The following is an 11825-nucleotide window of genomic DNA, read 5'->3' on the forward strand; positions in this document are numbered from 1 at the left end:
TCATTATGTCCTCTCTGATACTCAACCGACGTGACATTGAATTTATGCTGTATGAGTGGCTTGATGCTGAAAAGCTCACCGAGCTGCCCCGATATCGGGATCATAATCGAGAGACATTTGACGCCGTACTGGATTTGAGTGAGCAGATGGCAAGCGAGCGTTTCGCCAATCACAACAAACTCAATGACAGTAACGAACCCTGGTTTGACGGCGAACGCGTGCACATGATTCCAGAAGTAAAAGTGGCACTTGATGCGTTTGGAGAAGCGGGTCTGGTCGCAGCCGGGCAGGACTATGAACTGGGTGGAATGCAACTGCCGACGGTGGTCGAAAAAGCCTGTTTTGCCTGGTTTCTCGCTGCCAATGTGGGCACGGCAGCCTATCCCTTCCTGACCATAGGTAATGCCAATCTGCTATTGGCGCATGGCAGCAGGGAGCAGATAGAAACCTGGGTGAAACCCATGATGGAAGGTCGTTTTTTCGGCACGATGTGTCTGTCTGAACCGCAGGCAGGGTCATCGCTTGCAGATGTGCGCTGTCTGGCAGAGCCTCAGGAAGACGGCAGTTATCGATTGACGGGCAATAAGATGTGGATTTCTGGCGGAGAGCATTCCCTTTCCGAAAATATCGTGCATCTGGTGCTGGCCAGAACGCCAGGGGCGCCGGCAGGCGTCAAGGGTATCTCGCTGTTTATTGTGCCGCGTCAGCTGGTCAATGCTGATGGTTCTCTGGGCGAGCGCAATGATGTGGTGCTTGCCGGACTGAATCATAAAATGGGTTATCGTGGCACGACTAACACATTGCTGAATTTTGGCGAAGGGAAATTCCAGCCGCAGGGCAAAGCCGGGGCAGTGGCCTACCTGGTTGGCCAGGAACATAAAGGCCTGGTGTACATGTTTCACATGATGAATGAAGCCCGCATTGGGGTCGGCCTGGGGGCTGCAGCGCTGGGCTACACGGGTTACCTGCACGCACTGGACTACGCGCGTGAGCGCCGTCAGGGTCGCTCTGTTACCAACAAGGATCCCTCTAAAGAACCTGTTCGACTGATCGATCATGCAGACGTGCGGCGCATGCTGCTGGCACAGAAAGCCTACGTGGAAGGTGGGCTTGCGCTCAACCTGTATTGCGCCCGACTGGTGGATCTGGAGCGCGAAGCGCTGGACGAAGAGCGCGATCAGCACACACTGCTGTTGGATATTCTGACCCCGATTGCCAAAAGCTGGCCATCACAGTGGTGCCTGGAAGCCAATAACCTCGCAATTCAAGTTCACGGTGGTTACGGTTACACACGCGACTACAACGTTGAGCAGTTTTATCGTGACAATCGGCTCAATCCCATCCATGAGGGAACGCATGGAATTCAGGCACTGGATCTGCTGGGCCGCAAAGTAGTGATGCACAATGGTGCGGCGCTCGAATTGTTGACCCAGCTGATATTACAGAGCAGTCAAAGGGCCGCCGCCCAGCCGGAACTCGCTGAATATGCTGCTGAGCTGGATGCTGCCCTATATCGACTGCTGGATGTTACCGGACAACTCCATGCGGCGGATTTTCTGGAATTGACGCTGGCCAACGCTTCTTTGTATCTGGAGACCATGGGGCACATTGTTTTAGCGTGGATCTGGCTGGAGCAGATGCTGGTAGCACAAGGTCACAAACTGGCTGGGCAACCCGATGACTTCTATCTTGGCAAGCTGCAGGCTGGCCAGTACTTCTTTCGGTGGGAGCTGACTCGGACCGGCCCCTGGCTCGACACACTGTCAGCCCTGGACAGCACCTGCCTGGATATGCGGGACAACTGGTTCTGAGGACGTTTCCAATTTGTGACACAAGGTGTCACTAATCTTCCCGACGACCCCTGTGCAGCCCATAAGGCGCACAGGGGTCAGTTGTTTGGGGTGCCCGAAATTCAGGCGTCTGCTGAGATAGCGCGAGCGTTCTGTCGGTCAGAAAGAATCATGGTCATTTGTATCAGAGTTGTAACAGCAATTGTGATTTTTTTTACCAGTGCGCTCAAGTTCTAATTACTTAAGTATAGTCCAGCGGTGCGAAAGCGGACGTTTGTCGCTACTCGTCTGCTTTGCGGCCATCAAGAGCCAACACTGTAGTACTAATTAAAATTATAAACGGAGTGATACAAAGTAATGACTAGTCATCGAAAAACTCAATCGTTGCGATATCTCATACACGCCTGCCTGGCGGGGACATTGACGCTGCCAGCCATGGCGGTCGCCCAGCAGGAAGAGCCCGCTGAAATCGAAGAAGTAATCGTTACCGGTTCCTTTATCCGCAATAGTGCCTTTGCCCAGAACAACCCGGTAGACACTGTCAGCCAGGCAGACATTCTTGAGTCTGGTGCACCAAACATGGGCAACTACATCCGTGACCTGACCTATACCCAGAACACCAACACGGTCGCCAACGTTAACGCCGGCAACAGTGGTACACAGTCAAGTGTTGGCACTACGTTTAACCTGCGTGGTCTGGGTGAGAACAGCACGCTGACATTGATGGATGGCACCCGATCTGTTGATGCTGGTATCAACACATTGCTGCCAGAAATCGCCATTGATCGTCTGGAAGTCGTTCTGGACGGTGGTTCCGCGCTTTACGGTTCCGACGCGGTAGCCGGTGTAGTCAACCTGATCCCTGTTAAAGACTTTGACGGTCTGCGCACGCGCGTCTATCACCAGCGAGACGATCCCGGCGCGTTTGAAGACAACAAGATCGGCATCCTGTTTGGCCGCAACTTCCGTAATGGCCTCAACTGGGTAGTCGCTGCAGACTACGCGCGCACCACGCCCCTGATGACCTTTGAGCGTCCACGCACACTGCGCGCCGACTACGGCTGGGCGACCTCTGGTAATCCAGGTGTCTGGCGCGAACTGCAGGGTGCCACCGCCAACCCAGGCCAGGTACATGGCGGCAGGCAGGTTGGTTCCAACCTGGTCGATCCAAGCTGTGGCACGTTTAATGATGTAACGGATCTTGGCCAGGGCGACAATAACCCCAGTGGCATTCGGCTGGGCAGCAATTGCTACTTCCCATATTCGCAGCAATGGCCGTTGGCTGAGGGCAAGACTGAGGCGAACGTATTCCAGAACCTGACCTATCAGCTCAATCAACGCGTGCAGCTGGAAGCGCAGATGTCACTGGCCAGCCGTGAAAGCGAAAACCACAACACGCTGACTTACCAGCTAAACGCCAACAACCGCGAGGCACTGGTTGTACCCGCTGCGCACCCGGCTAACCCGTTTAATCGCGACGTCGGTCCATTCCTGTGGCGTCCATTTGCTGCTGCCGGCACGTTGCCGTCTTATGCCGATGAAGCGACGGGTGCTCGCAAGCAGACCTACGAGGACAAGATTCAGCGCTACAAGGTGGGAGCACGATTTGATGTCTCCGATACCTGGACTGCGAATACTTCTTACTCATTCCAGCACACCCATCGAGACTACACGGCGCGTATGATCAATATGCCCAATCTGGCAAACGCTTTGATCGGACAGGGTGGTCCCGGCGGCAATGAGTGGTTTAACCCCTTCGGCTCTGCGGACCCACGTTCGCCGTTCTACAATGCCAGCGTGACAGCAAACAGCCAGGAACTGATCGACTGGATTGCGCCTACCGTGCCGTTCCGTACCTCGGAGCAGGAGCTGACAGTGTTCGAAGTGAACGCAACCGGTGACCTTTATGAGCTGCCGGCCGGTATGGCGCAAATGGCGGTTGGTTATCAGATGCGGGATATCCAGGAATGGAACTACGCCAACCCGCTGTCTGCAGCTGGCATTGATTACAACACCAGCATCATTGATACGCCACCTACCTCGCGCAACTACGGTAGTCGTGTTCAGGCAGCCTACCTGGAATTTGAAGTACCGATTCTGGAAACGCTGGATGCCCAGATTGCCGTGCGCCACGAAAACTTCACTACATTTGGTCTGGAAACAACTACGCCTAAGGTGGCGCTGCGTTGGGAAGCGCTGCCCACTCTGGCTTTCCGTGCCTCTGTTGGCGAAAGCTTCCTGGCACCAACACCGGCCAACGCACGTCCGTTTGATCCAAACGAGAACTGCGGTGAGATCTTCTTCGGTGCTGACCCGATCACGGGTGGTGTACTCAATGGTGGTGCAACCTGTTCGTCAGGTAACCCTAACCTGAAACCGGAAACATCCGACATCTGGAACGTTGGTTTTACCTGGGAACCGCTGGATGATCTGAGTGTGAGCCTGGATTACCAGTCTATCGAGTACACTGACCGTATCCGTACCCTGGGTACGCTGGATATCGTGGCCATCGAGTTTGAAGAAATGCTGGCAGCGATTGGTTCGACCCCAGGCACCTACGATCCTACACCGGGCTCGGCGACTCGTCAGGCAGCGAATGCCTGGATCGCGGCTGGTGGTACACCCAAGGCAAGTGTGACCCGTGAAGCGGGCTCTCAGCGCGTGTCTCGTGTTGTGAGCCAGGCGCAGAACGTCAGTACGGTATGGGTGGATCTGTTCGATGCCCGCGCTAACTACTCGTTCGACACCAGCCTGGGTAATTTCTCTGCCACTTTGAGTGCCACATACAACACCAAGTATGAATACGCTGATGGCGGTGATGTCGTGGACGCGCTTGGCTTCCAGAATGCTCGCACAGGTATCGTAGCGCCCGTGCCGGAACTGAAGTCGCAGTTGCGTGTAGGTTGGATGCGTGAGAACCATAACGCCTCTGTAACCTACAACTATCAGGACGAAGTGATCTTCGATGACGCCGTCAACAATCTGTTGACCGGTACACCGCCACCCGCTGATGGTAAGGTCGATGCGTGGGATACGGTGAACGCGCAGTACACCTATCTGTTCGACGATTATTTCGATAGCGACATCAGCCTGAGTCTCGGTGTCAGCAACCTGTTCGACAAGCAGCCGCAACTGCTGCCGATCCTGGGTGGCTTCGAAAGCCGTCTGCACGCACCGTGGGGACGTCAGTTCTGGATGTCAGTAGACTGGCAGCCACGCTTCTGATTTTCGCCGACAAGGCGTGATTGAAACGAAAAAGGCCCGGATCTTGCGATCCGGGCCTTTTTGTCAGGGGCTGGCCCCTGAAGGAACTGCTAAAGCTGTGCGTATGCCTTACAGGCCGATGACGTTCTCAGCCTGCAGGCCTTTGGCGCCTTGCGAAACTGTGAACTCAACACGCTGGCCTTCTGCCAGAGTCTTAAAGCCGTCTGATTTGATGGCGCTGTAGTGAACGAAGACATCAGGACCATTGTCCTGCTGAATGAAGCCAAAACCTTTGGTTTCGTTGAAAAATTTCACCTGGCCGGTAACTGTAGACATACTGAATTTCCTTGTTGCTGCAAATGTTGCAGCGGTATTAAATAGGTATTAATAACACTTTGTCCGACCCTGGCGGTCACGCCCGGCGTCAAAGTGGATAAACGCACCTAAAGCATCAAGCTTAAAAGCACGAAGCTCAAATACGATTACAAATATGAGATACAGAACGAGGGACTGATTGCGGCACTTCGTATTGCAGACATAAATATAGCCGGTATTCTGGCTTATCGCGCAGTCTACAGCAGGTTCCTGGAATGTCAACGAGTATTTTGACTGTTTCTCACTGACCAAGACTTCCTCAGGCTCAGTGTGGCGGTAGTCCGTGCGTTCCCTTGTCGGAACAGCCGGCCTGCAGCAGAGTATTACAATATCCGGGGTGCTGAGTTATCATCTGAACCTGTTCATAAAAAACGAATAACGACGTACAAGAATCACAATAGAAAAGGGGTGGGGTATGCAATTGAAGACATTCTCGGGCCGACAGGTTCTGAGGGCTGCAGCATTTCTGGGCGCGGCTCTGGCGCTGGTTTCCACAGCAGCAGCCGACAATCTCTCCTATGGTTCGCCTGAATCGGTCGGTATGTCTTCAGAGCGCCTGGAGCGTATTGCACCGGTTTTGAATCAATATGTGGACGATGGCGAGCTGGTAGGCGTCGTCAGCATGATTGCCCGTCGCGGTGAAATCGTTCATTTTGATGCCTATGGTGATATCAATCAGCAGACTGGTCAGGATGTTGAGCAGGACAGCATATTCCGTATCTACTCAATGACCAAACCGATCACCACGCTGGCAGTGATGATGTTGTACGAGGAAGGCAAGCTGCTGCTTACCGACCCGGTGGAGAAATATCTGCCAGCTTTCCGCAATGTTCGCGTGGCGGGACCAGGTGGTGCTCTGGTTGCACCACAGCGTCCGATGACCGTACAGATGCTGATGACGCACACCTCAGGTCTGACTTACGGCGTGTTCGGCGACACCATGGTTGACCGCCAGTATCGTGAAGCCAACGTCATGGCGGCGCCGGATCTGGATACCTTCATTGAGCGACTGGGACAGATACCATTGCAGTATCAGCCCGGTACTCGTTTTCATTACAGTGTTTCAACTGACGTTCTCGGTGCGCTTGTCGAAGCGGTATCAGGCATGACACTGGGCGAGTTCTTTGAGACCCGCATCTTCGAGCCGCTGCAGATGCAGGATACCTTTTTCCAGGTACCACAGGAAAAGCTGAACCGCTTCGGTACCAACCATAGTTACAATCCGCAATCTGGTCAGCTGGAAATCGCTGACAGTCCCGCCAATAGCAATTTTGTAAACCGCATGACCTTTGAATCCGGTGGTGGCGGTCTGCTGTCCACTGCAGAGGATTACATGCGTTTCGCCCAAATGGTCCTTAATGGCGGTGAGCTCGATGGTGCGCGCATCATTGGCAACAAGACTCTGGAGTACATGACACAGAACCATCTGCCAGGCATTTTTGGAGATCAGGGTGCACATGACCCGCAGACCTTGCCAGGATTTGTGAACGGTACTGGTTTCGGTCTCGGTTTTGCAGTGGTGGAAGATCAGACAGCCGCAGGTGGAGTTGGCTCCGACGGTGAGTATTACTGGGGCGGTGCCGCAGGTACCATTTTCTGGATCGATCCTGTCGAAGACCTGATCGGCATTGTCATGATCCAGCATATGAATGTCCGTGTTCCTCTGCGTGCCACGTTCAAGGCACTGACCTACGCAGCGATCACCGACTGATTCAATTTTGCCAAACAGATACAAAGGAATAGCTTGATGCGTTTGCTTAACTCAAGTGAGCAGGTAGTGATCAGTGGTGTTGGTCTATGGACACCTGAACACGTCGTAACCAATCAAGAGCTGGTCGAGGCACTAAATGCCTATGCCGACAAGTTCAACCAGCAGCATGCCGCTGGTATCGAAGCAGGTGAAGTCAAACCGGTAATGAAATCGGATGCAGACTTCATAGAGAAGGCCAGTGGTATCAAGCAACGCTACGTCTACGTCAAGGACGGGATTCTGGATATCGATCGTATGCGTCCCAGGATAGAAGAACGCGCTGACGGCGAGCTCAGTCACCAGGCGGAGATTGCCCTGCATGCCGCGCGCAGGGCAATGACAGCAGCCAACAAAACCGGTGCAGATATTGACGCAGTGGTTGTCAGCTGCGCCTACACACAGCGTGCCTACCCGGCGATTGCTATCGAAGTTCAGCACGAACTGGGTATAAACGGCTTTGGTTTTGACATGCTGGTTGCCTGCTCAGCGGCTACCTTCGCCCTGCACCGTGCCTACGAAATGGTCCGTGCCGGTACCGCGCGTGCAGTGCTGGTTATCAATCCTGAACTGGTGTCACCGCAGGTTAACTATCGCGATCGTGACAGTCACTTCATCTTCGGTGATGTGGCCACGGCGGTCATTGTGGAGCGCAAGGACCTGGCTAGCAGTGAACATCAGTTTGAGGTGCTGGGCACGCAGGCGAAAACGCTGTATTCCAATAACATACGTTCCAATTTTGGTTATATGTCACGCGCCTACGACGGGGATCCCTTCACGGCTGACAAACTCTTCCATCAGGAAGGCCGCTCAGTGTTCAAGGAAGTCTGTCCGATGGCTGCTGAGCACCTGGCCGAGCATCTGCGCCTTTACGGTTACCAGCCGGATGATGTCCGCCGTTGGTGGCTGCATCAGGCAAACATCAATATGAATCAGTTGATTTCAAAGAAACTGCTTGGACGCATGCCTGATGGCGACGAAGCTCCCATCGTACTGGACCGCTATGCAAACACAGCGTCGGCGGGGTCGATCATAGCGTTCAACCTGCATCATCAGGACATGTTGCCTGGAGAGCTGGGTGTATTGTGTTCCTTTGGTGCCGGCTACTCGATTGGAAGCCTGCTTCTGAAAAAGTGTGCATAAAGTCTGTCTGATGACATGTTGCACAGGTGTTTTTTTCTACAGGTAGTTGTTATGTACCAGAGACAGTTTGCAAGAAGATTTTTTAGACTGGTGGTGGCAGTGGGCCTCGCCAGTGTTTCTGCCATGTCAGGCCATGCGTCGACTCCCCAGGAGCGGGGTCAATGGATGGCCGCCATGGGTGAGTCGGGCCTGCGGGCTTTTTACTCATCCGGCAGTGATTTTGGCGAAATCGTCAACCGTGCCGTCAGCTATCAGACCGCTCAACGTTTGTATCAGGGAGCGCAGGGTCGTCCTGGGGCACCTGACGCTGATGACATGCGCTCGCGAAGCAATACCTGGGTTACCCAGAATGATTCCCTGATTCCGATTTTTGATAATGTGGCCAGGCCTGTGTTCGGGCGCGTACTGGTTCGAGTGGCTGGCCGCGACGAGCCGGGCAGGGTACAGAGCCGCAGTGATCGTCTGGACCTGGGTATTGTGTATGCGCCGACCGCTCAGTCCTTTGTCAGTATTGGCATGGGCGCCGAAGAGACGACAGCGGATATTCTATACGCCGATGGCCGTTCCCGGGGGCAGTCTTTCGGACCACGTTTCGATGCAGGCATGTCTTTTGGGCCCGTGTGGTCAGCCGGTATTCGATACGACCATCTGAAGTATCAGGGTGACAGCGAGGTCAATGTAAATACACCTGCTGGCCGCCTTAATATCGCTCGGGACAATGAATACACACGGCAGTATCTGCAAGCAGACCTGATCGGACGTTTTTACCCCAATCAACTGGCATTTCTACCTGAGCGTTCAGTGCTGCGATGGACCACGAGTCTGCAGGTGCTGGACAATCGCTACGAGCAGTTTACCGACAGCCTCGGGCGACAGACCTCCGAGCCCTTCGGTCGCCACGAGCGTCTGTCATTGCTGCGCAGCGGCTTTAATGTCAGCCGCTCTTTCCGTGAGGGAAGTGACTGGAGCATGTTTGGCGAGCTGGCCTACGACTATCAGTTTGATACCAATATGGCCTTTCCGATTGATGACCGCTCTGTTGTGACAGGGACGGTAGGAATTGTCAGACAGCTGGCACGTGGCAAGCGTGTGCAGGTGTTCTACGACTACTACCATCACACACGCGATCGCCGCTCAAGAAGCAATGTTTCGCTGATCGGGGTCATCGACTTCTGATCAGCGACTTTCAGTCTGCTCCTGATAGGTATCTTTGTATTTGCGACCAAGCCACAGCGCAAGGAAAAACCATAACAGTGACACTGGCAGCATGGTCAGGGCGAGACCTGTCAGTCCCATGCCAAACCATGCCATCGCGGTGTATGACCAGGCGCCGACCTGATCGCCGACCCGATAGACAAAGGTGTCATTGAAGTTTTTGGCCTTGTATTTGTCAGTGCGTGACACGACCGTGTACAGCGACTCACGGGCCGGTCGCTGAATGGCAAAATTGCCGGCGCGTCTGATCACGTCGAAAGCAATGACCACGAGTAACACCGGTGCAACGGCGAGCATGCCGAAGCCGACGAAACTGACCAGTGGCAGTAGAGCCAGACTCACCCCAATGCCCAACCAGCGCAGAATGCGACCGGTCAGAAACATCTGCACGACCAGTGTAATTGAGTTGACAATCACATCGCGGTTAGCGAACAGCTGTGTACGGGCTACCCGGTCATCACCAAAAGCTTCATTGACGATGGCGATCTGCGCAAAATACAGATAGGTCGACACGATGGTAAACATCAGCATCAATAGCGCAATACCGAGCAGGTAAGGTGAGCGCATCACATGCGTCAGTCCCTCCCAGACACCGCCACCAATGATTTCTTTCTGTTTGTCGCTGACCTGTTGTGTGAGGGTGGCGGCATCGGGTCTCTCGATATCCCGCATGTCTTTGTCCTGACCTGTTGCTTCATCATCGATGGCAGCCATGGCAAGGGATTGTTCGTTGTCGCTGAGATAACGTGAGACGCGCGCAGCGATCTCGAGCAGGGCGGCGGATACCAGCAGCAGAGTTACCGGCCCCAGTGCTGAAGAGAGGATGGAGGTAATTGTTGACCCCATCAGGGCACCTGCGGTGCCGCCGACAGCTATGACTCCGAACAGCCGTTTACTTTGCGAGGGGCGGAATAGGTCGTTGACCAGCGACCAGAACACCGACACTACAAACAGATTGAATACGCTGGCCCAGATAAAAAACACGCGGCCGGCCCAGACTTCACTGATGCCATCAAGCGCCTGAAAGGCCAAATAGAATATGATCAGCTGGGCGATAAAAAAGCGATAAACCAGAGCAATGAACTGCCGTCGGGTAAAACGCGCCACCATGGCGGTATACACGGGGTGCAACAGCATCATGCCAATCAGCGTGCCGGTAAACAGCCAGGCGAGGTTCTCGACACCGCCAGCAGCGCCCATGTCATCGCGAATGGGGCGGATAATGTAATAGGCGCAGAGCAGCAGGAAATAATACAGGGCTGAAAGAAACAGCGAAGGGCCTTCGCCCTGACGGATGTTGATGGATCGATTGACCAGCGCGTGCCACGTAGACTTCATGATGACCCCATCACATATGTTTTTGTTATTTATAGCGTCAGGTTCTTACGTTACAGCCAGCCTTTCAGTTTGAAAAACACATACGGCGCGACACCGGACAGCACCATCAATCCAAGTGCCCAGGGGTAGCCCATGCTCCATTCCAGCTCCGGAATAAAGTCGAAGTTCATGCCATAGATGCTGGCAATCACAGTCGGTGGTAAAAACACCACAGCGGCGATAGAGAAGGTCTTGATGATCTGGTTCTGCTGGATGCTGATAAAACCCTGAGCAGCGTCCATCAGAAAGTTGATTTTGTCGAATACAAAACTGTTATGTGGCAGCAGTGAATCAATGTCACGCAGCAGTTCGCGTGCGGTTTCAGCATGGACCGCTGACAGTTTGCCCCGACGCAGCAGGAAGCTCAGCGCCCGTTGGGTATCCATCAGGCAGAGGCGGACCTTGCCGTTGGTATCTTCCTGACGGGCAAGTTCGTCCAGTGCATCCTCGATATCAGTGTCGTTGTCTTCCAGTACCAGATTGCTGGTTTCCTCAAGCTGGGTATAAACCTCTTCCAGCGTATCCGCCAGGTCATCGATCTTGATTTCGAACAGGCTGAGCAGAATGGCTACCGGATCTTCAGCCAGTCCGCGAAGACGGCGACCACGCATACGCATCAGACGGAACGCAGGAATCTCGCGCTCCCTGAGAGTAATAAGCTGTGTGTCTGTCAGGGTAAACGCAACGCTGGTATTGCGATGGCGCTCATCGCTCTTGTGCAGAAAAAGCGAGTGAACGTGCAGGCCGGCTTCGTCCTGATAGGAGCGTGCGGAGGCCTCGATCTCCTCAACGTCTTCAGTGTCTGGCAGCGGCTGGCTATGCAGGCTTTCGATCAGGTTGCGTTCATCATCATCCGGGTTGACCAGGTCCAGCCACATCGCCGCGGCCAATGAGTCACTGGTAATCTCGCCCTGGCTGGGTATCAGATGTCGCTGTTTATCGAGCTGGTATCGAATCAGCATACTGGAGCCCCT

The 11825-nt window shown here is 54.1% G+C and carries 8 protein-coding genes; 5 read left to right on the forward strand and 3 right to left on the reverse strand.

Annotated elements, in window-relative coordinates:
* Positions 1-5: 5 nt before the first annotated feature.
* Positions 6-1811: an acyl-CoA dehydrogenase gene (locus tag LVD14_RS10085; RefSeq protein WP_237133957.1), complete on the forward strand. Its 1806-nt coding sequence runs from the start codon at positions 6-8 to the stop codon at positions 1809-1811.
* Between the two features lie 336 nt (positions 1812-2147).
* On the forward strand, positions 2148-5015 hold the full coding sequence (locus LVD14_RS10090) for a TonB-dependent receptor domain-containing protein (protein ID WP_237133958.1): 2868 nt from the start codon (positions 2148-2150) through the stop codon (positions 5013-5015).
* Positions 5016-5123: 108 nt separating this feature from the next.
* Here LVD14_RS10090 and LVD14_RS10095 read toward each other — a convergent pair whose 3' ends face one another.
* Positions 5124-5330, reverse strand: coding sequence for a cold-shock protein (locus tag LVD14_RS10095; protein ID WP_237133959.1), 207 nt, complete (start codon positions 5328-5330; stop codon positions 5124-5126).
* 454 nt (positions 5331-5784) lie between these two features.
* Between LVD14_RS10095 and LVD14_RS10100 the strand changes: the two genes are divergently transcribed.
* Genes LVD14_RS10100 through LVD14_RS10110 form a run of 3 tightly spaced genes read left to right on the forward strand, consistent with a single transcriptional unit; the run spans position 5785 to position 9435 of the window.
* Positions 5785-7080 (forward strand): serine hydrolase domain-containing protein, encoded by a 1296-nt coding sequence (locus LVD14_RS10100; RefSeq protein ID WP_237133960.1) that lies wholly within the window; start codon positions 5785-5787, stop codon positions 7078-7080.
* Between the two features lie 36 nt (positions 7081-7116).
* Complete coding sequence (locus LVD14_RS10105; RefSeq protein ID WP_237133961.1) at positions 7117-8259, forward strand: beta-ketoacyl-ACP synthase III; 1143 nt, start codon at positions 7117-7119, stop codon at positions 8257-8259.
* A gap of 51 nt (positions 8260-8310) precedes the next feature.
* Positions 8311-9435 carry a hypothetical protein gene (locus LVD14_RS10110; protein WP_237133962.1) on the forward strand — a complete coding sequence of 375 codons (1125 nt, stop codon included), beginning with the start codon at positions 8311-8313 and terminating at the stop codon, positions 9433-9435.
* Here LVD14_RS10110 and LVD14_RS10115 read toward each other — a convergent pair whose 3' ends face one another.
* Both LVD14_RS10115 and corA read right to left on the reverse strand, forming a co-directional pair.
* Complete coding sequence (locus LVD14_RS10115; protein WP_237133963.1) at positions 9436-10812, reverse strand: NTP/NDP exchange transporter; 1377 nt, start codon at positions 10810-10812, stop codon at positions 9436-9438.
* Positions 10813-10862: 50 nt separating this feature from the next.
* The gene (gene corA / locus LVD14_RS10120) at positions 10863-11813 is read right to left on the reverse strand and encodes a magnesium/cobalt transporter CorA (protein WP_237133964.1); all 951 of its coding nucleotides are present in this window, start codon (positions 11811-11813) and stop codon (positions 10863-10865) included.
* Positions 11814-11825: the final 12 nt, after the last annotated feature.

It is taken from the genome of Pseudohongiella sp. O18 (genome assembly GCF_021729085.1).
Taxonomy (GTDB): Bacteria; Pseudomonadota; Gammaproteobacteria; order Pseudomonadales; family Pseudohongiellaceae; genus Pseudohongiella.

Excerpts from the sequence above, each read along its gene's own strand:
- LVD14_RS10110 (WP_237133962.1), top strand. The coding sequence starts at position 8,311 with ATGTACCAGAGACAGTTTGCAAGAAGATTTTTTAGACTGGTGGTGGCA.
- LVD14_RS10105 (WP_237133961.1), top strand. The coding sequence starts at position 7,117 with ATGCGTTTGCTTAACTCAAGTGAGCAGGTAGTGATCAGTGGTGTTGGT.
- LVD14_RS10095 (WP_237133959.1), bottom strand. The coding sequence starts at position 5,330 with ATGTCTACAGTTACCGGCCAGGTGAAATTTTTCAACGAAACCAAAGGT.
- LVD14_RS10100 (WP_237133960.1), top strand. The coding sequence starts at position 5,785 with ATGCAATTGAAGACATTCTCGGGCCGACAGGTTCTGAGGGCTGCAGCA.
- corA (WP_237133964.1), bottom strand. The coding sequence starts at position 11,813 with ATGCTGATTCGATACCAGCTCGATAAACAGCGACATCTGATACCCAGC.
- LVD14_RS10115 (WP_237133963.1), bottom strand. The coding sequence starts at position 10,812 with ATGAAGTCTACGTGGCACGCGCTGGTCAATCGATCCATCAACATCCGT.
- LVD14_RS10085 (WP_237133957.1), top strand. The coding sequence starts at position 6 with ATGTCCTCTCTGATACTCAACCGACGTGACATTGAATTTATGCTGTAT.
- LVD14_RS10090 (WP_237133958.1), top strand. The coding sequence starts at position 2,148 with ATGACTAGTCATCGAAAAACTCAATCGTTGCGATATCTCATACACGCC.